This is a genomic window from Devosia pacifica (assembly GCF_014652635.1).
GTDB lineage: Bacteria > Pseudomonadota > Alphaproteobacteria > Rhizobiales > Devosiaceae > Devosia > Devosia pacifica.
Genome location: NZ_BMZE01000003.1, coordinates 1 through 24,607 on the forward strand (window position 1 = coordinate 1; position 24,607 = coordinate 24,607).

Annotated in this window: 20 protein-coding genes; 3 read left to right on the plus strand and 17 right to left on the minus strand. The window is 61.5% G+C overall.

Annotated elements, in window-relative coordinates; translation table 11 throughout:
* Window positions 1-11: 11 nt before the first annotated feature.
* The 9 genes from IE127_RS12825 to IE127_RS12865 all read right to left on the minus strand — a co-directional run bounded on the left by IE127_RS12825 (window position 12) and on the right by IE127_RS12865 (window position 11,504).
* A complete protein-coding gene (locus tag IE127_RS12825) occupies window positions 12-1,928 on the minus strand; it encodes an ABCB family ABC transporter ATP-binding protein/permease (protein ID WP_189426127.1) in 1,917 nt (638 codons plus the stop codon).
* Window positions 1,928-2,248: an ArsR/SmtB family transcription factor gene (locus IE127_RS12830; RefSeq protein WP_189426128.1), complete on the minus strand. Its 321-nt coding sequence runs from the start codon at window positions 2,246-2,248 to the stop codon at window positions 1,928-1,930. Before IE127_RS12830 ends, IE127_RS12825 begins: the two co-directional genes overlap by 1 nt.
* A 72-nt stretch (window positions 2,249-2,320) precedes the next feature.
* Window positions 2,321-6,469, minus strand: coding sequence for a LysM peptidoglycan-binding domain-containing protein (locus IE127_RS12835; RefSeq protein ID WP_189426129.1), 4,149 nt, complete (start codon window positions 6,467-6,469; stop codon window positions 2,321-2,323).
* Window positions 6,470-6,484: 15 nt separating this feature from the next.
* A complete protein-coding gene (gene cimA / locus IE127_RS12840; protein ID WP_189426130.1) occupies window positions 6,485-8,098 on the minus strand; it encodes a citramalate synthase in 1,614 nt (537 codons plus the stop codon).
* A 3-nt stretch (window positions 8,099-8,101) separates the two neighbouring features.
* Entirely contained in the window at window positions 8,102-8,614 is a 513-nt protein-coding gene (locus IE127_RS12845) for a GFA family protein (RefSeq protein ID WP_189426131.1), read from the minus strand.
* Entirely contained in the window at window positions 8,601-8,984 is a 384-nt protein-coding gene (locus tag IE127_RS12850) for a VOC family protein (protein WP_189426132.1), read from the minus strand. Before IE127_RS12850 ends, IE127_RS12845 begins: the two co-directional genes overlap by 14 nt.
* Entirely contained in the window at window positions 8,981-10,360 is a 1,380-nt protein-coding gene (gene cysS, locus IE127_RS12855; RefSeq protein WP_189426133.1) for a cysteine--tRNA ligase, read from the minus strand. The genes IE127_RS12850 and cysS overlap by 4 nt, the downstream gene beginning before the upstream one ends.
* A gap of 194 nt (window positions 10,361-10,554) precedes the next feature.
* A complete protein-coding gene (locus IE127_RS12860) occupies window positions 10,555-10,923 on the minus strand; it encodes a hypothetical protein (protein WP_189426134.1) in 369 nt (122 codons plus the stop codon).
* Between the two features lie 116 nt (window positions 10,924-11,039).
* Window positions 11,040-11,504, minus strand: a complete 465-nt coding sequence (locus IE127_RS12865) for a c-type cytochrome (protein WP_189426135.1) — start codon at window positions 11,502-11,504, stop codon at window positions 11,040-11,042.
* Between the two features lie 236 nt (window positions 11,505-11,740).
* Here IE127_RS12865 and IE127_RS12870 point away from each other — a divergent pair, with 236 nt between their 5' ends.
* Window positions 11,741-12,802, plus strand: a complete 1,062-nt coding sequence (locus tag IE127_RS12870; RefSeq protein ID WP_189426136.1) for a DUF2865 domain-containing protein — start codon at window positions 11,741-11,743, stop codon at window positions 12,800-12,802.
* Here IE127_RS12870 and gltX read toward each other — a convergent pair.
* From gltX to IE127_RS12885, 3 genes are all read right to left on the minus strand, one after another.
* Window positions 12,747-14,075 carry a glutamate--tRNA ligase gene (gene gltX, locus IE127_RS12875; protein WP_189426137.1) on the minus strand — a complete coding sequence of 443 codons (1,329 nt, stop codon included), beginning with the start codon at window positions 14,073-14,075 and terminating at the stop codon, window positions 12,747-12,749. The genes IE127_RS12870 and gltX overlap by 56 nt on opposite strands.
* Window positions 14,072-15,739, minus strand: a complete 1,668-nt coding sequence (locus tag IE127_RS12880; protein WP_189426138.1) for an NAD+ synthase — start codon at window positions 15,737-15,739, stop codon at window positions 14,072-14,074. Before IE127_RS12880 ends, gltX begins: the two co-directional genes overlap by 4 nt.
* A gap of 99 nt (window positions 15,740-15,838) precedes the next feature.
* Window positions 15,839-16,867: a hypothetical protein gene (locus IE127_RS12885; RefSeq protein ID WP_189426139.1), complete on the minus strand. Its 1,029-nt coding sequence runs from the start codon at window positions 16,865-16,867 to the stop codon at window positions 15,839-15,841.
* Window positions 16,868-17,077: 210 nt separating this feature from the next.
* Here IE127_RS12885 and IE127_RS12890 point away from each other — a divergent pair, with 210 nt between their 5' ends.
* Complete coding sequence (locus IE127_RS12890) at window positions 17,078-17,503, plus strand: response regulator (RefSeq protein WP_189426140.1); 426 nt, start codon at window positions 17,078-17,080, stop codon at window positions 17,501-17,503.
* 27 nt (window positions 17,504-17,530) lie between these two features.
* Here IE127_RS12890 and IE127_RS12895 read toward each other — a convergent pair whose 3' ends face one another.
* From IE127_RS12895 to rpiA, 5 genes are all read right to left on the minus strand, one after another.
* Complete coding sequence (locus IE127_RS12895) at window positions 17,531-19,375, minus strand: PAS domain-containing protein (protein ID WP_210310507.1); 1,845 nt, start codon at window positions 19,373-19,375, stop codon at window positions 17,531-17,533.
* A 163-nt stretch (window positions 19,376-19,538) separates the two neighbouring features.
* Window positions 19,539-20,915: a class II 3-deoxy-7-phosphoheptulonate synthase gene (locus IE127_RS12900; RefSeq protein ID WP_189426141.1), complete on the minus strand. Its 1,377-nt coding sequence runs from the start codon at window positions 20,913-20,915 to the stop codon at window positions 19,539-19,541.
* 98 nt (window positions 20,916-21,013) lie between these two features.
* A complete protein-coding gene (gene gorA, locus IE127_RS12905; RefSeq protein ID WP_189426142.1) occupies window positions 21,014-22,390 on the minus strand; it encodes a glutathione-disulfide reductase in 1,377 nt (458 codons plus the stop codon).
* Window positions 22,391-22,486: 96 nt separating this feature from the next.
* The gene (locus IE127_RS12910; protein WP_189426143.1) at window positions 22,487-23,002 is read right to left on the minus strand and encodes a DUF2059 domain-containing protein; all 516 of its coding nucleotides are present in this window, start codon (window positions 23,000-23,002) and stop codon (window positions 22,487-22,489) included.
* A gap of 6 nt (window positions 23,003-23,008) precedes the next feature.
* Entirely contained in the window at window positions 23,009-23,659 is a 651-nt protein-coding gene (rpiA, locus tag IE127_RS12915; protein ID WP_244640246.1) for a ribose-5-phosphate isomerase RpiA, read from the minus strand.
* Window positions 23,660-23,962: 303 nt separating this feature from the next.
* Here rpiA and IE127_RS12920 point away from each other — a divergent pair, with 303 nt between their 5' ends.
* Window positions 23,963-24,556, plus strand: a complete 594-nt coding sequence (locus IE127_RS12920) for a L,D-transpeptidase (RefSeq protein ID WP_189426145.1) — start codon at window positions 23,963-23,965, stop codon at window positions 24,554-24,556.
* Window positions 24,557-24,607: the final 51 nt, after the last annotated feature.

Genomic DNA, 24,607 nt, shown 5'->3' on the forward strand with positions numbered 1-24,607 from the left:
CATCGACGCACTCATGCCGTGGAACTACCCGGGCTGAACGGTCTCGCCTTCTCGCTTACGAAACCATCAGGATCGCGGCGGGTGCGGGCCAACCTCTCCTCGGCCTCGCTGGCCTCGAGCTGCCGGCTCCACATCTGAGCGTAAAGACCCCCCTGCTCCAGAAGATCCTGATGCTTGCCGCGCTCGGCCACCTGTCCGTCACGCAAGACCAAGATTTCGTCTGCATCGACGACAGTCGACAGACGGTGGGCAATTACCAGTGTTGTGCGATCTCGCGCGACCGTATCGAGGGCCGACTGGATTTCGCGCTCTGTCGCGGTATCGAGCGCCGAGGTCGCCTCGTCGAGGATAAGGATTTCCGGCGACTTGAGGATGGTGCGGGCGATAGCAACGCGCTGCTTCTCGCCGCCGGAGAGTTTCAGGCCACGCTCGCCCACTTCGGTGTCGTAGCCACGCGGCAAAGCCTCGATAAAGTCTGCGACCTGCGCCAGCCGCGCAGCCTCGCGCACCTCCTCGTCGGTGGCGTCGGGCCGGCCATAGCGAATGTTATAGGCGATCGAGTCGTTGAACAGGACTGTGTCCTGCGGGACCATGCCGATAGCGGCGCGCAGCGACTTCTGGGTGACATCACGCACATCCTGCTCGTCGATGGTGATGCGGCCGCTGGTGACATCGTAGAAGCGATAAAGCAGGCGCGAAATGGTGGACTTGCCGGCGCCAGAGGGGCCAACGACGGCGATGGTCTTGCCGGCCGGCACCTCGAAGCTGACGCCCTTCAGGATCTTGCGGTCTTCATCATAGTGGAAGTGCACGTCTTCGAAGCGGATCACCGGTCCGTTAATCCGAAGGCCCTTTGCGCCGGCGCGGTCCTCAATCTCGGGGTTCTGATCGAGCAGTTTGAACATCTCCTCGATGTCCGTCAGGCTCTGGCGGATTTCGCGGTAGACGAAGCCGACCTGGTTGAGCGGCCGGTAGATCTGCATCAGAAAGGTATTGAGCAGCACATAGTCGCCGAGGGTCAGCGAGCCGTTCATGACGCCGAGCACCGCCATGATCGAGATGATGATCACCCCGCTCCAGAAGATGATGGCCTGACCGAAATTGAGGACGCCCAATGAGGTCCAGATGCGCGTCGCCGAGCGCTCATAGAGCGCCATTGAATCGTCGTAGCGCCGCGCCTCCATCTCCTCGTTGGCGAAGTACTTCACCGTCTCGAAATTCAGCAGGCTATCGATCGCCTTGGAGTTGGCGTCGGTATCGCTGCGATTCATGTCGCGGCGAATGGAAATGCGCCAGTTGGACGCCTTGATGGTGAAGTAGATATAGGCCCAGATCGTCAGGATCAGCACGCCGAGATAGCTCACCCCGAACATGACGACGAACACTACCGAGACGATGATGAACTCTATGATGGTCGGCGCGGTGTTGAGCATGGTGAAACGGACGATCGTCTCGATGCCCTTGATACCGCGCTCGATGACGCGGCTCAGCCCGCCGGTTCGCCGCGACAGGTGAAAGCGCAGCGACAAGCGATGCATGTGCTCGAACGTGCGATAGGCAAGCTGACGCACTGCATGCTGGCCGACCCGCGCAAACAGCGCATCGCGCAATTGCTGGAAGCCGGAATCGAAGATGTTGCCGAGACCATAGGCGATGACGAACAGCACCGGTAGCGCCAGGCCGAGCACGACCGGCGTCACCGCCTCGTTGGAGTCGAGGCTGTCGACGATGCCCTTGGAGGCGAACGGCACAAGCGTTGTCGCGACCTTCGACAGGATCAGCGCGCCGATGGCCAGTACCACCCTGCGCTTCAGATCCGGCCGGTTCTGCGGCCACATATAGACCCACAGGTTCTTGATCGTCGAAAGCAAAGAGCCTTCGTCCGCACTCACCGTGGGGCGTTTACTGTCGTCGCTGTTGGAGGCCATCAGCCCGCTTTCGCTTGCTCGTTGATAGCGGGCCCGCATATGCCCGCGATGAGACCGCCATAGGCGGAGCCGACCGCTTCAAGCCGCTCACGCTGGAGGATGTAGCAATTGCGCGTGCCCTTTGGCTGGCGCTCGATCAAACCGGCATCGAGGAGCACCTTGATGTGCTGGGAGACAGTGGACTGCGCCAATGTCAGCGATTCCGTGACATCGGAACAGCAGCACTGCCCTCTTTCCTGTCTTGCGACGATGCGCAGGATGGAGAGCCGGACCGGATGGCCCAGCGCCCGCATTATCGCCGCAAGGTCTTCGTCCTGCATATGGCACACACCTTTGATCGTTGCTTTACGATAAAAGATGCGTTGCCGAACTGCAAGCCACCGCGAAGAGCCCTATTCCAGCTCCTCCGGCAGATCGAAGACCTGGCCCGGATATATCCGATTGGGATTTCGGATCTGCGCGGAGTTCGCCTGATAGATCGTCGTGTACTTGATCCCCTGTCCGTAAACGCGGCGCGCGATGGTCCACAGATTGTCGCCACGCCGAATGATCGCACGGCCCGAGGCGAAGCGCTGCGCTTCCGGATCGCCTACCGGTACGGCGACCAGTGTGGGAATATCAGCATCTTCGGGCGTCAACTCAGGATCGGTGCTGTCAAGCTCGGTGCTTCCCGGTTCGGTGCCGGATGGCTCCTGAAGTTCGGGCTCTGACGGGGACGCAACAGGGTCAGCACCTGTCGTTAACGGTTCCGGCTGGCTGGCCCGCTGATCCTGCTCGCCATTAGCCGTTTCGTCCGCCTCAGGCTCCGTTATCTCCAGCGTATCAGACGGAGGTGCGGAGGCATCATCGGTAGCGACACTCGGGCTCTCAGGCTCGTTGCCGGGTTGCGGCGGCATATCATCCGCTACCGGATCAGCTTGGCTGTCCTCGGGCGTGGGGGTGGTAGCGTTCGTTGAAACGTCCTCGCTTTCAGACGGCGCTTGATCCGTCTGTTGCGAAGCCGGCTCGTCCGGTTCGCGCGGAGGCTCTGGTGTATCAGCCGTTACGTTTGCGGCAGGGGCATCCTGTTCCGGAGCCTCTGCCTCGGCAGGCTCTTCGCCCTGTGCGTCGGCAGAAGGCATTTCCGGCGTCTCCGATGGGATGGCGGAATCGCCTACTGCATCCCCGGAGCCGGGAGCTTGCGCGTTTACGGCCTCGGAGGCATCGCCTGGCTGCTCGATGTCCATGGCAGCTTCGCTGTCATCGGCTGGCTCGCCATCGCTGCGTGGCGATGGTGTCGGTTCAGCGGACGGCGTCGAACCCGGTTCGTCTGCCGGTGCATCGGCTTCGTCCGTAGCCGGGGCTGGCTCGCCCTGATCGGCGGTTGGAGACGCTTCAGCATCAGTGCCCGCTGCGTCGGCACCAATTGGCGGCGCCGCCTCGAGTGCGTCTGCCGCATCATCGCCGATTGCCGGCCCTGCAGTGGTTTCGGGCTCTGCTGGTTCGGGGGTTGTCGGCGCCTGTTGGGCTGGCGGCGGCGTGACACCATCCTGAGAGAGGACGTCGGCTGTTGACCCATCGGACTGCTCGTCCTGTGGCTCCGCCGAAGACGCTGGCGTGCGGCCGTCACCTGGTTCGGGAAGGTCTGTCGCCTGCTCCTCGACCGCTTGCCCCGGGTCGCTGACGACCCGATCGCTGTCGCCGGTTGCGGGGTCGGAGACTGGCTGCGAAGTCGCGTCCTCATTGCCAGCCGGCGGCGACTCCTGTTCCGGTTCAACGCCTTCGACTGACGGCGCAGGCGCTTCATCGGGCGTCGTGGGTGTTTGATCTCTATCGTCGGACACTTCCGCTACGTCAGGTGAGGCAATATCGGCCGGGGTTTCCCCTTGCACGGCTGCATCATCTTCCGAGCGTTCAGCCGGTGTTGCAGTCTCGTCGGTCGGCTCTACTGGCGCTGCAACCCCAGCCTCGGCGTGCGACGGATCGGTGCCGATGTCGTTCGTAACGTCCGGCGGATCCTGCGGCGACGGGTCGTCAAGATCTTCGATGGCAGAGCTGTCTGATTCAGCGGACGTGGCCTCATCCAGCGGAGAATCGACCTGCTCGACCGGGTCTGCGCCGGGCCGCTCGGTGATATCCGTCTCTGCTATATCCAGGCTCGCGTCCTCTGTAGGCTCTGAGCCAGCAGCATCCGGTTGGTCAGGAGCAGATACAGGCGGTTGATCCTGCGCAGCATCATCGCCATCGGAGCTCGCTATTTCAGCTTCAGCCCCTTGATCGTCAGCATCCGCTGCTTCGTCCATCGGCGTTTCTGGCGCTGCGACGGGCTCCGCAGAGCTTGATGCATCAGTATCCGCGTCCTGCGTCACTGCCGCAGGGGACCCGGTGTCCACATTGTCCGAGGGTGCACCAGCGGCCGGTGTTTCAGCAGGAGCATCCTTGTCCGCTTCGACCTCGGTCTCTAGTGCTTCGCCACCCTCGGCACCCGGGGCCGCAGGCACCTGCTGATCCGGGTCTTCAGTCGTGTCAATTTCCGGTTGCGCGCTGGCGGTATCCTCGTCTGAAACCGGCTCAGGCGCTTCGACGTCCTGTTCCCCGCTGCCGGTGGCCTGCGGTTCCTGCCCCTGCGGCTCGCGTGGCTCCGTGCTCTCCTCCGGCGCATCGGCCTCAGTCGGAGCGGCCTGTCGTGCCTGAGGGTCGGCGGGCTCAGCATCAGGCGTTTCGCTGGCCGGACTCTCTGCCTCACCAATGGTGTCAGGTGCTTCTTGTGGCGCGATGTCGGCTTCATCGGCCTGAGCAACAGCCACTGGCGGATCGGTTTCCGGGACATCCAGAACGAAATTCACTTCCGCACGCGCCACCACGTCAGCGGAACGCGGTTGAAGCACGTCGACCCGCACCCGATGACTGCGCTGCGTCAGGATCGGTCCGGCTTCTACCAACCAGCGGCCATTTTCGACCGTTGTGTCCGCGATATAGGCATCATCGACATAAAGGCGGATGACTGCCCCTTCGGGGCCACCGCCTGCAAAGAATGTCTGCTCACCGTCAATTTCGATGGCATCAATGCTCGGAGCTGCGAGCGGCTGCTCCGTCTCGCGAGGCTCGGGTACAATATCGGTGCCCGGCTGCGGCGTTGCCGTATCCTCGGGGTCGATCGCCGCCACCTGCATGTCTTCGCCGGCATCTGCGGGCTCTGCCTCCTGTGATTCGGCAGGCGGAGCCTCACCCACAGGCTGCTCATCAGGGGCTGTCTCATCTGCGGGCTGTTCAGCCGGTGACTGTTGGGTCTCGTCGGTGACGGGCTGATCCTCGCCGAGATCCTGCTCTACTGGTTCCTGCTCTGCTGGTGCCGGCTCGGCATCTTGCTGGGCCGATGCGGGTTCGGCCGGCTGCTGCGGAGCCGGGTCGTCCTGCTCTGTGGTCTCTTCGGGCTGTGATGCCTCTTGAGGAGCGGTTGTTTGGCCGATCTCCTCGGCAGGTGTCTCATCGATCGGCTCAGCCTGATCGCGCTCGGTCGCAGGGGCGCCATCTGTAGTCAGGTCTTCTGCGTCAGGCGGCAGTGTCGTGTCGGCGGCTTGCGGTTCCGAAGTCTCTGGATCTGCAGGTGCTAGCTGTGTCTCTGCGGGGTCTGCAGTTTCTGGTTCAGGCTGTGCGACATCTTCAGCCGGTTGGGGCTCTATACCCTCGTCGATCTCGGCGCCTTGCGCGGCGGACGGCTCGGTCGGCAAACTGACCGGTGACCGGGTTTCACCACCAGACGGTTCGTCTGCCGGTTCTGGCTGCGGCGTCACCTGCATATCCGGCACGCCGGTTTGAAGATCATCCGGCTCGACTGCGGCAATATCCATGTCGGGGGCGCGCGTCAGGCCCTGCAGAATGTCCGTGGCCTCACCAGGCGTGCTGGCGACGACCATCGGCTGGTCCTCACCTTCAGGGTCAATCATGACGACGAAGGATTGGTCCGATCGTCCCTCGCGGCCCGCCTCTCCGATGGTAATCTCAACGCCGCCCGGCTCGAGCGGCAGATCCGGCAAGAACGCCCAATCGCCACTTGGTTCGACCTCGGCCGTGCCCAGCAGTTCGCCATTTGCGTAAAGCTCGATCGTGCTCCCCGGATCGCCACTACCGGCGATCAGAACCGACCCATCGGGTTCGGCGCGCAACAGGCCGAACGTTGCCGCCAGCACCTGCTCCGCCTCTTGTTCAGACGGAAGCTGCTGCTCTTCAGTAATTTCGGCACTCTGAGGCTCGTCCGACTGCCCGGCGGACTCATCCGTGTCCGGCATTTCAGAGACTGGTGCCGAAGGCTCCGCCGTATCCTCGGCATCAGCAATCGCCGGCTCCGTATCATCAGTCGGCACAAGGCCTGCATCGATAAGCTCACCGCGCAGGCAGAGGCCAAATCTCTCGGCCCCTCCGACACAGTTGACGAACGCAGGACCTGCGAGAATTGCAAGAATGACAATCAGGGTGACCGCAGCCGCCCCAAAGGTCAGCGCCAATGGACGGTTAGAAGCAGTATCGGCCAGTTTTCCCTCCAGCGTGCACTCCGGCGACAATGCCGCCAGTCAAGATTACTCTGCCGCCGTTGTCGCCTGCGCCGCTTCAGTCTTCAACAACTTATACGAAATCGACTCATATAGTGCCTCGAACGAGGCATCAATGATGTTGGGCGATACGCCGATGGTAAACCAGCGCTCGCCGGTGCCGTCGCGACTTTCGACCAGTACACGGGTGACCGCGCCCGTGCCGCCGTTCAGGATACGGACCTTGAAGTCTACCAGTTCCAGATCTTCGATCTGGTGCGAATACTTGCCGAGATCCTTGCGCATGGCAGTATCGAGCGCGTTGATCGGACCGTTGCCTTCCGCCACCGACATCAACAGCTCTTCACCGACACGGATCTTCACCACCGCTTCGGTGACCGTGACCAGTTCGCCGCGCGCGTTGTGACGCCGCTCGACACTGGCCCTGTAGCTTTCCACATCGAAATAAACCGGCAGCGTACCCATCACTTCGTGCGCCAACAGGCAAAACGAAGCGTCCGCACCGTCATAGGAATAGCCGCGCGATTCGCGTTCCTTGACTGTTTCCAGAAGCCGCTCCAGGCGTGGATCATTCTTGTCCATGGCGATGCCGTGCCGCGCCAGTGCCGTCAGCAGGTTGGACTTGCCCGCCTGCTGCGAAACCATGATCGAGCGCACATTGCCGACGCTTTCCGGCTCAACGTGCTCATAGGTCGAAAAGTCCTTTGCCAGCGCCGAGGCGTGGATGCCCGCCTTGGTGGCGAAGGCCGAGGCGCCGACATAGGGCGACTGGCGCGCCGGAGCGCGATTCAACCTGTCATCAAAGGCGCGGGAGATCTGCGTGAACCGCGCCAGCTGCTCGCTGGTGATGCCCAGTTCGAACCGGTCCGCGTAACGCGATTTGAGAACAAGGGTGGGCACCAGTGTGATCAGATCGGCATTGCCGCACCGTTCACCGATGCCGTTGAGCGTGCCCTGAACCTGGCGTACACCTGCCTCGACAGCCGCCAAAGAGTTGGCGATAGCCTGACCGGTATCATTATGGGCGTGGATTCCCAGATGGTCGCCAGGCACGCGGCTACAGACTTCCGAGACGATTTCGCTGATTTCGCCCGGCATGGTGCCACCATTGGTGTCACACAGGACAACCCAACGCGCGCCTGCCTCGAGGGCGACTTCAGCGCATCGCAAGGCATAGTCGCGGTTAGCCTTATAGCCATCGAAAAAGTGCTCGAGATCGATCAGCACTTCCTTGCCGTTGTCGACGGCGATCCGGACGGTCTCGGCAAGGCCCTGCAAGTGCTCATCCGTGGTGCTCGACAGAGCCAGTTCCACCTGATGATCCCACGCCTTGGCAACGAAGCAGGTGGCGGGCGCGGCGGAATTGATGAGCCCCTGTACCCCCGGATCGTTCTCGACAGAGCGCCCCGCCCGCTTTGTCATGCCGAAGGCGGTAAAGGTCGCACTCTTGGTGCGCGACTTGCTGAAGAGCTCGGTATCCACCGGATTGGCACCGGGATAGCCGCCCTCCACATAATCGACACCAATTCGCTCCAGGAGCCCGATGATCGACAGCTTGTCCTCAAGCGAGAACTCGATGCCGGCCGTCTGTGCTCCATCGCGCAGCGTGGTGTCGAAGATGTAGAGGCGCTCTTTGGTCATGGCTCAGCTCTTTGCGTGGGCGCCCAGATGCGGGCGCCAGTGCTCGGTTTCGTGATCAGGATGCTGGTGATTGCTGGCGGCGATTTCCGCCAGCTGGTTCGGATCGTCGGAGCCCGTTTCCTCTCCCGGAAGACCTGGCAGCTCCGAGAAATACGCCACCCGCGCCTCCGTGCCGTACTGGTTGCGCGGGATGACGGCGTTCGGCTCATCGAGCGAGCCGATCGAGACGGCGATGTGATCCGAGGTGACATAGGCGAAGGTCAGCGGCGTGCCACAATCGCGGCAAAAGCCGCGCTCGGCCTGATCGGACGACATGAAGAACGCGAGGTCCCCGCGCGTGACGGCAAAGGCCTCACGCGGTGCTGCAACAAGCGGCGCAAAGAAGGAGCCAAACGCCTTCTGACACATCCGGCAGTGGCAGATATGCGGGTTTCTCAACGGTCCGGTGATGCGGTATCGCACCGCACCACATTGGCAGCCACCGTGCACCGGCGCTTCGGAGCTATTCTGCGTCATGGCACACCGCCTCGACATTGTTTCCGTCTGGATCGATGACGAAGGCACCGTAATAGTCCGGATGATATTCCGGGCGGAGGCCAGGGCCGCCATTATCCTGCCCGCCAGCCGCGACGGCCGCGTGATAAAATGCATCGACCTCTGCCCGCGAAGCAGCACTGAACGCATAGTGCCGGCCGGGTCCGGGCTCGTTAGCTTCGGTCAGCCAGAAATCCGGTTTTTGCTGGCCGTAGCCGCCAACCTTGACGCCGCCGGTATATTGCTCCGGCACGGTCTGCAGCATTGTTGCGCCAAGTGGCGCGAGCGCTGCATCGTAGAACGCCTTTGCGCGTGTCCAATCCGCCACCAGAATGCCCACATGATCCATCATCGCTTGAACTCCCATTTTGTCCGGCGCTCGCCGGTATCGGGGTCCTTGTAGTCCATGAGCTGGACACCTTGTGTCAGCAGGTCGGCACGGATGCGGTCTGCGGTGGCGAAATCCTTGCCCGCAAGAGCCGCAAGCCGCTCGGCAACCAAGGCGGCCGGGTCGACATCGGAGGTCGGCGCGCTGAAGACAGTGATGCCGAGCAGTTCGGCGAGGGCAAGACCTTCGGCCGGCCTCTGCTGCTCGACGATGAGGTCATGAATGCGGTTGACCGCGCCGACAGTATCGAGGTCATCGCATAGATCCAAAAGGGCGTCTGCCGAAAGCGCGGCCGTAGTGTGGCCATCGGCAAAACGGGCCCAGCGCTCCAAACGTGCAGCAGCTTCTTCCAGCCGCCTGACGGTAAAATCGATGGGCTCGCGATAATGCGTCATCAGCATTGCCAGCCGCAGCACTTCGCCGGGCCATTTGCGTCCGCCGAAGGCCTCGGTTTCGAGCAGGTCGTGAATGGTGATGAAATTGCCTTCCGACTTGCTCATCTTGCGGCCTTCGACCTGAACGAAGCCGTTATGCATCCACACGCGGGCCATCGCCTCGCTGCCATGGGCGCAGCGGGATTGGGCGATCTCGTTCTCGTGGTGCGGGAAGATCAGGTCGAGCCCGCCGCCATGAATGTCGAAGACCTGGCCGAGATAGCGTTCGGACATGGCGGAACATTCGATGTGCCAGCCGGGACGACCCCGCCCCCACGGACTATCCCAACCCGGCTCTTCCGCCGAAGACTGTTTCCATAAGACGAAATCCGCCGGGTTTTTCTTATGCGCATCTATAGCGATACGCGCGCCGGCAAGATTTTCCTCGAGATTGCGGCCAGAGAGCCGCCCATAATCAGGCATCGAGCCGACAGCGAACAGCACTTCGCCTTCCGCCACATAGGCATGCCCGCGCTCGATCAGGCTTGCGATGAGCTGCTGCATCTCTGCGATGTTTTCGGTGGCGCGCGGCTGCACCGAGGGTTCGAGGCATCCGAGCGCTGACACGTCGGACAGGTATTGCCGCGCGGTTTTGTCCGTCACCTGGCGGATAGCCTCGTTGAGCGGCAGATCGGGATAATCGCGGGCGGCACGGGCGTTGATCTTGTCGTCGACATCCGTGATGTTGCGCACATAGGTGACGTGCGCCTCGCCATACACGTGGCGGAGCAGCCGAAAGAGTACATCGAAGACGATCGCCGGGCGGGCATTGCCGATATGGGCGAAGTCGTACACCGTCGGACCGCACACATACATGCGCACATTGTCGGCATCGAGCGGCTGAAACCGCGTCTTCTCGCGCGTCAGCGTATTGTAGAACTTCAGGTCGGGCTGTGCCGTAGACATATCCGGTTCGGTCCTGGCCATGCGTCGTTAAGCGCTGGGCAGCGGGCTCTTCCGGTCATCGATGCTGAATGAAGAAAACCGCGCCGCAGCCGTGAGGTCAGCGAATAATAATGCAGCCAATAATGCAGGTTGCGCGAGCAGTATTCATGGCCGGCACAATGCCTCGCAGGAAAAGCTCTGGCAACCCCAAAACGTTATTGCCGATCTTCGGCATTACCCTGGCCCTCGATCATTCCGTCAATGGCGAGGCAGGCCTGAAGGGCGCTGCGGCCATAGGCCGTGACACTGGCCGCATCGGAAAGCGCCGGCGCCTCGCCATCCACTGTTTCGCCAATGAGGTTACGACGAAGATAATCAATGGCGGCTGGGGGAAGCGCGGCTTCGAAATCACGCGCGAGACAATCACAGAGTCGCTCGCGCTTATGGTCTTCAAAGCCAGCAAGCTCGAACATGTCGCGGCTATCGTTGCAAGCCGCAACGAAATTGCCTGCGGCTTCAGCAGCATTGGCTGGGGGAAGACTCATCAGTGCGAGCAGGACAACCAGGCAGTACCGCTTGTGCATTTTGGCCTCCAAAGACGGGGCAAATACCAAGTGGCCAGCCTTGCAGCAAGTGCGCAAGAAAAAGGGGCGGCACCGGAGTGCCGCCCCAGATCGACTTGGAGGTCGAGACGTCGGGCCTAGTTGTCTTCAGCCCTGAACTGTTGATGGCACTGTCCGCATGTGCCGCCGAGGCGCTGGAAAGCGGCCATGTAGGCGGCATTATCGCCGGCGTCCGCAGCCGCGATCGCGTCTTCTGCCGCAAGTGTACCGGCATCGACGATTTCGATAAAGGCGTCCCAGTTCTCCCAGATGGCCGGTAGCGCATCGCTGTCGTCGCTGGTCGAGCCTTCAGGAAACAGGTCCGGCAACGCCTGATAATTGGCGAGGACTGTCTGCATGGCCTGCGACGCGTCTTCGCCGGTCAGCTCCCGTGCACTCCGCAGGGTCTGACCGTTCTCCTTCATCAGATCCTGGCGCATGCTGATGATCTCATCGGTCGACATCGTGCTGACGTCGATCTCGTCCTGTGCGAACACAGCACTCATCGTTGCGCCACACAGAAGGGCAGCAACAATGCCGGTGATCTTCCTGTTAAATTTCATGTTTTCCCTCACCTTGATGGTCCCACCTGGCTCCAAACCGAGACTGGCATGATCGACGCCTACAGGATATCCGCACACGGGAAAGTTACTTAATGCGACGCTTGGCGCGGGCTCCCTGCCCTCATCTTCTCGCAACAGTGTGACGGTTGTGCATCGCCGTAACTGTTCAAGATCGGTATGCTGGGGCATATGCACCGGCAGGACGCTGCCGGCCTGAAGCCTGACGAGGACGTATTTTGAAGATTCTGCCATCGGAGCGTTTGCTGAGACTGGCGCTGACCGCCATTGCATGTGTCGGAACGCTGATTGTCGACGTGAGCACCGCGCATGCGCAATCGGCCAGCTGCCAGCAATTGGCGGCGGCTCTATCCGATCTCGACCGCTCGGGCGGCTATGCTTCGCAATCGCGTGCGCGCGACCTCGGCCGACAGGTGCAGGCAGCGGAGAGCCGATACATCCGCGATGGATGCAATGACGATGCGCGTGCCGGACGCACGCTGAGCCAGTACTGCCGAGGTGTTGCACAGGACGTGCTGCGGCTTCGCGAGGAATTTGCACGCGCGCAGCAATCGGCAAGTGCAGGCGGCCAGGTGGCGCGGCAGCGCGAGGCGATCCTTCAGGAAATGGCGCGCTTCGGATGCGGGCGTTCGGGCGGCTCGAACGCGAACCTGTCGCGTGACCGCCAGACCCTGTTCGACCGTATTTTCGGCGGTGGCGAGTATAGCGACGGCAGTGTGGTCGAGGGTGCCGAAGCCTGGAGCTATGGCGGACGGCAGACGCTGCGGACCGTATGCGTTCGCGTAAGCGACGGCTTTTTCTGGCCGATCAGTTACGCCACGACGCAGGATTTCGTGATGGAGGATGCGCAGCGTTGCGAGGCGATGTGCCCGAACACGCCTGTGGAACTCTATTACTACAACAACCCCGGCGAAGAGCCCGAGCAGATGCGCAATATTGCGGGCCAGCCATATAGCGCCTTGCCCAATGCCTTCGCCTATCGCGACCGGTTCAGCGAAGAGACCCGATGCAATACCGGCATGCAGACTGCCCAACAGGAGCAGATGCCAAGCACTCCAACCCAGACACAGCCGATCGAGGCAGCAAGCGCCGAAACACTGATGAGCGACGTTCCGCTACCAAGGCCCCGGCCCACGGTTCGCGGTGCCGAAGCTGTCGCCGAGGCCGTGGAGTCGCCGGCGCAGACTGGCACCGTGCGGCAGGTTCAGATCGGCGACCGCACCGTCAGGGTAGTCGGTCCACAGACGCCTTACGCCCGATCAGCGGCAGAAGGGACTTGAGCTCAGGCCCATCGGTGCGCCCTGTCAGGGCCCTCCGCAGTGGCATGAACAAAGCCTTGCCCTTGCGCCCGGTCTGCTGTTTGAGCTGAGAAGTCCAGGCCCCCCAGGTGGTCTCGTCCCACGGTTCGGGGGGCAGCGCTTCTGCAGCTGTTCTGAGGAATTCCTCGTCTTCCGCGTCGAAATCAGGATCAATCGGGCCTTCGACGATTTCGGCCCAAGCCTTGATGTCGTCAAAACGCTGCAGGTTCTGGTGGACGGCGCTCCATAGCGGTTCGTTGTCGAACCCGAGAGCTGCCAGCCGTGGCTGTGCCGTGGCGTAATCCATCTCATGCAGAATGCGCGCATTGAGGCCATCGAGTTCCGCAGGGTCAAAGCGTGCCGGACCGTGAGAGATGCTTTCGAATTCGAGAGCCTCTGCAATTGCCGCCAGATCGAGATAGGGCTCGACGGACAGGCTGGTGCCGGTGAGGCTTGCCAGAATTGCGACCGCCAAAGGCTCGTAGCCATCGGCGCGCAATTGCGAAACGGCGAGCGACCCGAGACGTTTGGACAGCCCCTCGCCGCTGGCACCGGTCAGAAGATTGTGGTGAGCAAATTGGGGCACCGCACCGCCAAGTGCCTCGATGATCTCGATCTGAACGCCAGTGTTCGAGATGTGATCTTCGCCACGGATGACATGGGTGATGCCGAGGTCGATATCGTCGACGACGGAGGGCAGAGTATATAGATATGAACCGTCTTCGCGAACGAGAACCGGATCCGACATGGTTGCGGTGTTGACGGTCTGCTCTGCACGGATCAGGTCGCTAAAGACCACGGGTTTGCCGTCGAGGCGAAAACGCCAGTGCGGCCGACGCCCTTCCGCTTCGAGCTTTTGTCGGTCCTCGTCGGTGAGTTGCAGGGCGGCGCGATCATAGATCGGCGGACGCCCGAGCGCGCGGGCGCGCTTGCGGCGACGGTCGAGTTCATCCTCGGTTTCATAGCACGGATAGAGCCGGCCCGAGGCGATCAGCCTGTCGCGGGCAGCGTCATAAAGATCGGTCCGTTCCGACTGCCGGACGATCATGCCGGGCAGAATGCCGAGCCAGGCAAGATCCGCCTCGATCAGGTCGGCAAACTCGCGCGTCGAGCGTTGCATGTCGGTATCATCGTGCCGCAGCACATAGTCGCCACCATGCTTGAGAGCGAAATACCAGTTGAGCAGCGCGGGGCGCATATTGCCGATATGGAGCCGTCCAGTAGGCGACGGCGCGTAACGTACACGAACACTCATGAGGCCGACCCATCGCGATAGCCGTTGGTAATCGGGTACTTCCGGCCGAGCCCGAAAGCCCGAGGGCTGAGCTTGACGCCTGGCGCTGACTGGCGGCGCTTGTATTCGGCAAGGTTCACCAATCGCTCGACGCGCCGCACCAGATCTGCGTCATGGCCCAGCTCGACGATCTCGGCCAGCGAGCGCTCCTCCTCGACCATCGCCTCAAGAATAGCGTCGAGCACCGGATATGGCGGCAGGCTGTCCTGATCGGTCTGATCGGGCCGAAGCTCGGCACTTGGTGCCTTGTCGATGATCGATTGCGGGATGACTTCCCCCTGTGGGCCGAGGCAATCGGCCGGATGATGGGCGTTGCGCCAGCGCGCAAGGTGATAGACCTGCATCTTGAGCAGGTCCTTGATGGGATTGAACCCGCCATTCATGTCGCCGTAAATGGTGGCGTATCCGACAGCCATTTCCGACTTGTTGCCGGTGGTCAGCAGCATCGAGCCGAACTTGTTGGAGACAGCCATGGCGATGAGGCCGCGCATGCGGGATTGAACGTTTTCCTCGGTCAGGTCCTCGTCGCGCCCGGCGAACATCTCGGACAACCCGGCTGTAACGGCTTCGACAGGATCGGCGATCGAGACGACATCGTAGCGAACGCCGAGTCGTGCCGCGCACTCCTGGGCATCGCGAAGGCTCTCGCTCGAGGTGTAGCGATAGGGCTGCATGATGCAATGCACCTTGTCGGCCCCGAATGCGTCGACCGCAAGCGCCGCAACGATGGCGCTATCTATGCCGCCCGACAAGTTGAGCACGACCTTGCTGAAGCCGTTCTTGTGGACGTAATCGCGCAAGCCGAGAACACAGGCGCGCCAAGGGGCCTCATCGATATCGGGCAAGGTCTCTATGGTGCCTTCCTCACAGCGCCAGCCATCGGGGGTTGCAACCCAATCGGAGACGATGAAATCGGGCTCGAACGATCGGCCTTGAAATACCATGCGATCGCCCGGCTCGTAGGCGAATGATGCACCGTCGAACACAAGCTCATCCTGCCCGCCGACCTGGTTGAGATAAAGCAGCGGCACGCTGTCCTCTGCGACGCGGGAACGCACCAGTTCCGTGCGCACGGACTGCTTGTCGCGCCAATAGGGGGAGCCGTTGGGACAGAGGAGTAGTTCAGCACCCTGACGGGCGAGGTGCGAGCACACCCAAGGCTGCCAGATATCCTCACAGATCGGGATGCCGATCGGCACACCCTTGATCTCGACCGGCTCCGGCAACGGGCCTGGCGTGAAGTAGCGGCGCTCGTAAAACACGTCGATGTTGGGAAGCTCGCGCTTGTGGCGGATGGCGGAAATCCGGCCACTCTCGGCAATGACGACGCTGTTGCGCAGCATGTCACCGTCGCGCCAGACCGTTGGCAGAATGAGCGTAAGATCGCTGTCAGCCGTGGTGGAGACGAGGGCTTCGGCGGCGGCGATGGCATCGCTGACGAATTGCGGCTTGAACAGCAGATCCTCGGGAAAATACCCGGTGAGGAACAACTCCGACAGCATCAGGATGTCGGCACCTTGAGACCGCGCTCGGGCGATGGCGTCACGCGCCAGCTCGAGATTGGCATCGATCGCGCCGACCTTGGGGTTCAGCTGCGCCAGGGCTATGCGAAGTTTTTCCGTCAAGTCACGCCTCTATCTGCCGGCAGTACCATGCCGGGGACACCCGGCGGCAGCGGCAGACTTAACGGCTGACCCTGAAGCGGGCAAGCCGGCAATCGCGCCTTAGAAACGCCCGGTGAGTTCGAACAGGGCGCCGTAGCGGAACAGCGAGAACGGATTGTCGGTCTGGATATAGCGCTGCCGCGACAGAGTGGGCGCAGTGAAGTTCGGCGGCGCCTCGGCGTTCGGCTGCGGAGGCTGTATCGTGGCTACTTCCGTTTCAGCGTCGTACTGACCATTGAGGTACCAGGCGCGGCCACCAAACCGAACTGTCAGGTTTTCGGTGGGATGAAAGCCGACGAGCAGTTCGCCCGAAGCGCCGTAGGCGTGACCGGCGATAGTGGTGGTGGAACCCTGGTAGCGCACCAGATTGCCACTGGATGTCGGATTGAGATCATGTGCGCCGAATGTGCCATCGATATAAGCGTAGGGGATGGCCACGGCCTCGGCCGTCAGGTCGATGGATTTCGCCAGTTCAAAGCGCGCTGCAGCGCCGAGACGAACGGCGTGAATATCGAAATTGTTGGGTTCGCTGTCGAAGCCGACAGACCATGCGCCGGTTTCGGGCGAGTAGTCGATGTCGGCAGCAGTTTCCGCCACGGTGAAGCTGGCACGGCCAGTATCGGGGGCTTCCTTCCAGTACTGGTATCCGACGAGGCCGCCAAGCGAATAGCCTTCGCGCATATCGCCGAACGGCATCCAGCCGAAATCGCCCCCGGCATAGGCGACGGTGTTGCCCACCATGTCGCCGTCTTCGCCATCGAGATTATAGCTACCGGTATTTACGACGCCGAAGCCACCAATCGCCTTGACGTAACTATCCGTGCCGAGATCCTCGATGCGGCCATGCAGTTCGAGAATGTGCGTTGTGTCCTCGGTCTTGAGATCAAAGCCTGACAGATCGGTATCAAAGCCGCCAAGCGTATACCAGTAGCGGGCGCCGAACTCGAACCTGAGAGGATTTTCCTCTTCAAGTTCCCAGGCATCGGGATAGGCCGGCCGCAAGTCCGGCAAAAACAGATTATCTGCGGCGAAGGCGCCCGGGCCGGCAAATGCCAGAACACAAGTTGTGGTGAGCAATGTACGCAGCATCCAGTCCCGTCCTCTGGACAATTATGACGATCTGGAGTTGTTTATGGCGGCATTAAGGTTAACAGCGGCCTAAGCGGGCGCTTGCAATTTGGTAACGACGTTGGGCTAAATTTGGAATTGTGACTTACGCGTGCCTGATGTGCGGCAACCTTCGCCGCTCACGCGGGTTCACCCGTCGCTGACTACCTGAAACGACCGCCGGAACGTCCTATGAGTTGTAGAGTACTGATCGTCGAAGACGAGATTTTCGTGGCCACCGACCTTGAATTTCTAGTGGAAGACCTTGGTTTCGAGCCCATAGGAATCGCTGCCGATCAGAGCTCTGCCCTTCAACTTGCCGAAAATGCCGATGTCGCTCTGGTTGATCTCAACCTTCGCGACGGTCCAACGGGCATAGGTATTGGACGAGAATTGGCGGAGCGGCACGGCGTAAGTGTTATCTACCTCACCGCAAACCCGGCTCAGCTTGGATCCGGTGTAGAAGGAACGCTGGGTGTCCTCGCAAAGCCCGCGAGTGAAAGCGCTTTGAAGCAGGCCATCACGTTTGCCGTTCAATGCCACAATCACCAGCCAGCGGAACCGCCGCCAGCACTGCAGCGGTTCGACGTCCGGCCGGAGATCCAGGCCGCCGGCTAGTTTCGGTGAGATTGATCAGGGGATTGATCAACTCTCGTCCGGCCTACTCAACCGCACCGAGCGGCGCAGTGAGCGCACCGGCAGCCGGCTGGTGAACAACAGTCCCTGACCGGTCCACTCGCGCGCCAACGATCCGCTCATCTGACCTTCGACGCTCAGGGTCATCAATCGCGATCCGAAACCTTCGTTGATCTGTTCAACCGGGGGTAGATCTGCGCCGGTTTCGCGCCATTCCAGATGGAAGTCATCACCGTCCAGCCGGCCCGTAACCTGCACCTTGCCGTTCTCTTTCGACAGGGCGCCGTACTTGGCGGAGTTCGTCGCCAGCTCGTGGAAGAGCAGGGCAAGAGGGGTTGCCGCGCCATCGTCGATTTCGGCGTCCTCGCCGAGTATCTCCAGCCGCTCAGCGTCATCGAGGCTGTAAGGCTGCATCAGCCGGCGCAGTAGAGCCTGCAAGGAGTTTTGCGTTTCGGCGCGCTTGGAGTTCTCGGAGTGCGGCCGTACAAGGTCGTGCGCCTCGCCCATCGCCAGAATACGCTGACGCAAAGCATCGGCGAATTTCTTGGCCTCCGGATTGCTGCGCGCCGACAGGTTTATGATGCCGTTGAGGACAGCAAAGATGTTCTTGATGCGGTGCGAAAGTTCCTGGGCGACAATTTCACGCTCTTCGGCGCTGATCTTTGTATCGTGGATATCGGTACAGGTGCCGAACCAGCGCACGATCTGCCCGTCGGCATCGCGGATCGGCAGCGCCCGGCCGAGGGTCCAGCGGTACTGCTCGCTATGGTGACGCAGGCGGTATTCGATTTCGTAGGGCTCGCCGGTATCGAGGGAGTATTTCCACAACTGCCGGGCGCGCTCCTGATCGTCGGGATGGAACATGCCATTCCATCCCTCACCGTCCGTTGATCCCGCCGGGACGCCGGTGAACTCGTACCAGCGCGCATTGTAATAATCGTGAAAGCCGTCCGGCAACGTCGACCAGACCATTTGCGGCATGGTGTCGGCGAGCGTGCGAAAACGCAATTCGCTCTCCTGGAGCGCGAAGGCCGCCTCGCGCTGCTCGGTTACGTCGACCACGACGCCGGGAAAGCGCATCCCCTTGCCGTCCGGCTTGGGGCGTGCGCGACCAGACGCAACCACCCAACGCGTCTTGTCACCAACGACGACCCGGTACTCAGAACGATACGGCGCACGCGTCTCGAGGGCCTCGGTGATCTCGCGCTGAACGCGATCGCGATCGTCAGGATGGATTGCCGCGAAATAATCAGTCAGCGGGACACCAAGCCCGGCATGCAGCGGATCGAGGCCGAACAGTGATCCAAACCGGTCATCTGCGGTGACCAGATCCTGATCGACATCCCAGTCCCAAGTGCCGACCAAAGCCGATCCGTTTAGAGCGAGAGACAGACGCTCCTCGCTCCGCCCCAACGCCTGCTCTGCGAGGACGCGATCCGTCGTGTCGTGAGCGATGCACAAAACGGCGCAGGCGACGCCCGCTTCGTCGAGTACCGGGCTATAGTGAAGGTCCATCCAGACGGATTCGAGTTGGCCGTGACGATCGAGCTTCAGCTCTTCGTCCCTGAGCGTCATCGATTCGCCCGCCATGCCGCGGGCAATCTTGTCGAGATTGAAATCAGCGATTTCCGGCCACGCATCAACCGCCCGCTGGCCAAAGATTGCGGGATGCCTTTGTCCGGCAAATTCGGCGTAGGCGTCATTGTAGAGCAGATGCCCCTCGTGCCCCATCAGCATCGCCATCGGGGTGGACGAACCGAGGATCAGGCGGGCTGAACCCCTTATGCACTCGGGCCAGTCCTCCAACACGCCGCATTCGGTCGATGACCAATCGAAACTCTGGGCAAGTGCCATGCACCTGGAGTTGGTCAATGAGTCAGAGAGTGCGCCCTCGGCGCCAGGAAAGAAGATGTTTGACATGAACTCGCGCAAAAATTGGCACGTCGGTGCTCACCCCATCTCGGGGCGAACACGTAGAACGCATGAGAGTGATGGCAAGTTCAAGGCGTTGTGAAGATCATTCTCCAGCAACTGCCTGACGCACCTCCGGCTGGCGCTGCTGCACTTCTTCGGCAACGAGGAATGCCAGCTCGAGCGCCTGACTGGCATTGAGGCGCGGGTCGCAATATGTATTGTAACGGTCCGACAGGGTCGCTTCTGTGACCGCCGAGACGCCGCCGACGCATTCGGTCACGTCGTCGCCGGTCATTTCCACATGAACGCCACCGGCATAGGTGCCCATCTCACGGTGCACATCGAAGAAGGCCTTTACCTCGCCGAGAATCCGTTCAAACGGGCGGGTCTTGAAGCCGCTGGCTGCCTTGATGGTGTTGCCGTGCATCGGATCGCAGCACCATACGACGGTGCGCCCGGCGTGCTGAACGGTTTCGATAAGCCGCGGCAGGTGCTGTTGAACCTTGTCAGCGCCAAATCGCCCGATGAGCGTGATGCGCCCGGCTTCATCCTGCGGATTGAGCCGGTCGAGCAACCGCAGCAAATCGTCGGAGGTCATCGAGGGGCCGCACTTGATGCCGATGGGATTGCGGATACCGGCAAAGTATTCGACATGCGCCCCGTCGGGATCTCGGGTGCGATCACCGATCCAGATCATATGCCCCGAGGTCGCGTACCAGTCGTTGGAGATGGAATCGCGCCGGGTCAGCGCTTCCTCGTAGCCAAGCAGCAGCGCCTCATGGCTGGTGAACAGGCTGGTCTGACGCAGCGCCGGCGTATTCTCCGCCGTAAGGCCAAGGGCGCGCATGAAATCGATAGCGTCATCGATCTTGCGGGCCACTTCCTCATAGCGCGGAAACCAGTTCGAGCCCTTCATGAACCCGACGGTCCACTCGTGAATGCGGGTCAAATCGGCATAGCCACCCGAAGCAAAGGCACGCAGGAGATTCAGCGTGGCCGCCGACTGACGGTAGGCGTGCAGCATGCGATCCGGATCGGGGCGGCGCGCGCTCTCATCGAACTCGATGGCATTGATGATATCGCCGCGATAGCTCGGAAGCTCAACGCCGTTGATGGTTTCGGTATCCGAGGACCTGGGCTTTGCGAACTGGCCAGCCACCCGGCCGACTTTGACCACGGGCTTTGACGCGCCATGGGTAAGAACGACCGCCATCTGCAGGAAGACGCGGAAGAAATCGCGGATGTGGTCTGCGCCGTGTTCGGCAAAGCTTTCGGCGCAGTCGCCACCTTGCAACAGGAAGGCGCGACCGTGAGCCACCTCGGCAAGCCGGGCCTTGAGTTCACGCGCTTCACCGGCAAAGACCAGCGGAGGGAATGTCGAGAGCTGGCGCTCGGCATCGCGGAGCGCATTCTGGTCCGGATAGTTTGGAACCTGAGAAATCGGCTTCTGCCGCCAGCTTCCGGGCGTCCACGTCGTCATGTCGGGCCTCACTCGCTCACACCTCAACTGCCGATCAGGCAGCTTTTGGCGGTCTAGCAAGACGCCGAGCATGTGCCAAGCAACAAATCAGGGCCGTTTCAGCCGACGCGCTTGCCACCGCGATAGCTGTAGGTAGGCTTCTTGAAGGTGACGAGTTCTTCGGCAGCAGTGGGATGAACGGCGATAGCGCGATTGAAATCCGCCTTGGTCGCCCCCATCCCCATCGGCACGGCGACCAGCTGGATCAGTTCCGCTGCACCCGGACCGAGGATATGGCAGCCAAGGACCTTGCCGGAGTTTCCATCGGTGATCAGCTTGAAAATCATCCGCTCGGTCCGGTCAGTCAGCGTGTTGATCATCGGGCGAAACTGGGCAAGGTAAATGTCGATATCGCCGTGGGTCGCCGCCTCTTTTTCGGTCAGGCCGATCGTGCCGATCTCCGGATCGGCAAAGACCGCTGTGGCAAGCTGGGAGAGATCGACCTCGGTCGGGTTGTCGTTGAATAGCGTTTCGGCGAACGCCGCACCCTCGCGGATGGCGACCGGGGTCAAAGCAGCGCGCCCGGTGATATCGCCGACTGCGTAAACCGAGGGGCAAGTGGTGCGCGAATAGGTGTCGACGGGAATTGTGCCGTCTTCATTGAGTTCGACACCGACAGTATCGAGCCCCAGACCTTCTGTATTCGCGCGCCGGCCGGTTCCGAACATGATGGCGCCGAAAGGCGCTTCAATCCCATCGCTGAAAACGGCCGTGAGGTCGTCGCCGGACTTTCGGATTTCGAGCAGGTTGGTTTCGTAGATGAGCTTGATGCCGCGGCGGACCAGCCCATCTTCGAGGCCACGGCGCAGCTCATCCTCGAAGCCGCGCAGGATGCAATCGCCGCGATAGAGCAGAGTGACGTGAACGCCGAGCCCAGCGAAAATGTTGGCGAACTCGACGGCTATATAGCCACCGCCTTCGATGAGAATGGAATGCGGCAGCGCTTCGAGCTCGAAGGCTTCGTTTGAGGTCATCCCGTATTCGGCACCCGGAATGTCCGGCACGAACGGGCGCCCGCCGGCGGCAACGAGGATAGTCTTGGCCTCAAGGGTGGTTCCGGCCTGCTGCAGCTGGACTGTATTTGGTCCCGTGATGACCGCCCTGTCCTTGATGATTTCGACGCCGGCGCCATCAAGGCCAGCCGTATAGGCGCGCTCCAGCCGGGCGATCTCCTTGTCCTTGTTGGCCTTGAGGACCGACCAGTCGAAACTGGCATTGACCGACCAGCCGTAGCTTTCGGCTATTTCGAAGCTTTCATGAAAGCGGCTGGCATAGGCGAAGAGCTTTTTCGGCACGCAGCCGCGAATGACGCAGGTGCCGCCCATGCGATATTCTTCGATGATGGCGACGCGAGCGCCGTAGGTGGCGGACATGCGCGCAGCGCGAACGCCCCCTGAGCCGCCTCCGATCACAACGAGATCGTAACGCTGGTCCATCGGAAACTCCTTTGCGCTGGTCGGGCGGCAAAGGCGCATCGCACATAAAAAGAGCCCGCACAAGGCGGGCTCGATCATCGCTGATCTGCGTTATGGCTAGAGGCTGACGCCGGCATCGCGCAGTTCGGCACGAACCTTGGCGAAGAACTCGCGCTTCAGATTGGCCTCGAACACACGCATGACGCGCTGTGTGTCCTGATTGATCTCGCTATTCGCCTGCACCAGCTTCTGGCCGACATCGCTTTCGTAGAAATCGACGATCAGCTGCAGCTCCTCCATCGAGAAGCGCATGGCATAAAGACGCGCGAACTGATCCAGCAACTCGCCCTTGCGGCCACGATAGCTTTGCAGAACGACCCCGATAGCTTCGTTGGTCTCTTCCTGGATCTCAGGGTTCTGCTGGACAATCTGGCGCATCGTCTGGATGCCCGTTTCGACCAGCGTCACCTCGTAGATCGAGGCGTTGTCGGTGAGATCGATATATTCACGCGCAAGCTCAAGATGCTCAGGCGCGATCTCCTGAGCCTGCAGCGGCATGCTGGCGCCGGCAAAGAGTGTTGAAACCAGCAGGGCGGCAACGCCCAGTCGAAGCCGGGAAACGGCCTTGTTCATGTGCAATTACCCCTCTCGTCGAGTATCAGCGTCCATTTTCACCACGCCGTCGGGCGTAGCAATATAGGCGCGGTCGCAAAGTCCGATAAACAGACCATGCTGGACCACGCCAGGTATATCAAGCAGCGCCCGCGACAGGGCTTCTGGCTGCGAAATGCGGCCAAAAGATGCGTCGAGGATCAGGTGACCGCCATCGGTGACGAAGGGTTGATCGTCCTTGCCCCGGCGTAGCGACACGCCTTCGGCTTCCGGGTAGGCCTCCATCACGGCATGGATCGCAAGCCGCGTGGCGCCAAGGCCGAATTTGTTGACTTCGATGGACAGCGGGAAGCGTCCGAGGGCCTCGACGCGCTTTGAGCTGTCAGCGATCACCAGAAGCCGGGATGAAGCGCCCGCGACTATCTTTTCGCGCAGCAGCGCGCCCCCTGCCCCCTTGATCAGCGACAGGTCCGGGGCGATCTCGTCGGCGCCGTCGATGGTCAGATCCAGATGATCGATGGTGTCGAGATCGGTGAGTTTGACACCTTTTTCGCCAGCATGCCGCGCGGTTTCTTCAGACGTCGGGACGCAGATGACATCAAGGCCATCGGCAACTTTTTGCGCCAACAAATCGACAAGATGCCAGGCGGTCGATCCGGTGCCGAGACCGAGGCGCATGCCTGGCAGAACCTCTTCGAGCGCAGCAGCGGCGGCGGCCCGTTTCTGGTTGTCACTCACAACGCGACCCTCAAATGCTAATTGGCGCTGTAGTGCCGGTGCCGCCGAACAGAGTCAACCGGGCGATCACGCGTTGGTGAACACGCGAGCGTAACCTGTCGGCAACACTGTGTCCGCTACAAGACTAAAGAGTGGCAGCATCACGGCATGCGATATTTCGCGGTCCGATGGATTGAAGTATTCAGTCATTCAACTGGCGACCGGCTCTTGCCATTGCTCGCATGGGAAAAGGCTTGTGGGGACATGAACAAACTAAAGGCATTCGCTATTTTGGCGCTCTCCGGCTTGATGGCGCTGAGCGCCGTCGGCGGCGCGTCGGCCGCGCGTATCTATCTTCCTGAAACGAACCAGTGGGTGGACGCTTCCGAAGCGCAGGTTAGCCGGCGCGCAAGCAGCGCAATTCCGCGCCAGACCGTGGCCTATAACGGGCCGCACGCCCCGGGCACCGTCATCGTCGAAACCAGTGAGCGCCGCCTCTATCTGGTGCAGGATGATGGCACCGCTTTGCGCTATGGCGTCGGCGTGGGCCGCGACGGCTTCCGCTGGTCGGGCACGCACCGGGTCACGCGCAAGGCCGAATGGCCGGGCTGGACGCCGCCAGCGGCAATGCGCAAGCGCGTACCGGATCTGCCGGCCTTCATGCCTGGCGGCCCCGACAATCCGCTCGGTGCGCGAGCGCTGTATATTGGGTCAACGCTTTACCGCATTCATGGAACATCCGAGCCGTGGACGATCGGGCAAGCGGTCTCTTCAGGCTGCATCCGCCTGACGAACGAAGATGTGACGGACCTCTATTCACGTGTCCGGGTCGGCGCAAAGGTCGTGGTCAATCCCTAGTCCAGGGGTGACCGAACAGATTATGGCCGGCCCTCTGGGCCGGCCTTTTTG

Coding starts and splice junctions, on each gene's coding strand:
- rpiA (WP_244640246.1), bottom strand. CDS start 23,659: ATGCGCCTCGGTCTCGGCACCGGATCGACCGCCTGGCATCTTGTCGAT.
- IE127_RS12825 (WP_189426127.1), bottom strand. CDS start 1,928: ATGGCCTCCAACAGCGACGACAGTAAACGCCCCACGGTGAGTGCGGAC.
- IE127_RS12845 (WP_189426131.1), bottom strand. CDS start 8,614: ATGACGCAGAATAGCTCCGAAGCGCCGGTGCACGGTGGCTGCCAATGT.
- IE127_RS12865 (WP_189426135.1), bottom strand. CDS start 11,504: ATGAAATTTAACAGGAAGATCACCGGCATTGTTGCTGCCCTTCTGTGT.
- IE127_RS12895 (WP_210310507.1), bottom strand. CDS start 19,375: ATGGCACTTGCCCAGAGTTTCGATTGGTCATCGACCGAATGCGGCGTG.
- gorA (WP_189426142.1), bottom strand. CDS start 22,390: ATGGACCAGCGTTACGATCTCGTTGTGATCGGAGGCGGCTCAGGGGGC.
- IE127_RS12910 (WP_189426143.1), bottom strand. CDS start 23,002: ATGAACAAGGCCGTTTCCCGGCTTCGACTGGGCGTTGCCGCCCTGCTG.
- IE127_RS12850 (WP_189426132.1), bottom strand. CDS start 8,984: ATGATGGATCATGTGGGCATTCTGGTGGCGGATTGGACACGCGCAAAG.
- IE127_RS12890 (WP_189426140.1), top strand. CDS start 17,078: ATGAGTTGTAGAGTACTGATCGTCGAAGACGAGATTTTCGTGGCCACC.
- IE127_RS12920 (WP_189426145.1), top strand. CDS start 23,963: ATGAACAAACTAAAGGCATTCGCTATTTTGGCGCTCTCCGGCTTGATG.
- cysS (WP_189426133.1), bottom strand. CDS start 10,360: ATGTCTACGGCACAGCCCGACCTGAAGTTCTACAATACGCTGACGCGC.
- IE127_RS12860 (WP_189426134.1), bottom strand. CDS start 10,923: ATGCACAAGCGGTACTGCCTGGTTGTCCTGCTCGCACTGATGAGTCTT.
- IE127_RS12900 (WP_189426141.1), bottom strand. CDS start 20,915: ATGACGACGTGGACGCCCGGAAGCTGGCGGCAGAAGCCGATTTCTCAG.
- IE127_RS12830 (WP_189426128.1), bottom strand. CDS start 2,248: ATGCAGGACGAAGACCTTGCGGCGATAATGCGGGCGCTGGGCCATCCG.
- gltX (WP_189426137.1), bottom strand. CDS start 14,075: ATGAGTGTTCGTGTACGTTACGCGCCGTCGCCTACTGGACGGCTCCAT.
- IE127_RS12885 (WP_189426139.1), bottom strand. CDS start 16,867: ATGCTGCGTACATTGCTCACCACAACTTGTGTTCTGGCATTTGCCGGC.
- cimA (WP_189426130.1), bottom strand. CDS start 8,098: ATGACCAAAGAGCGCCTCTACATCTTCGACACCACGCTGCGCGATGGA.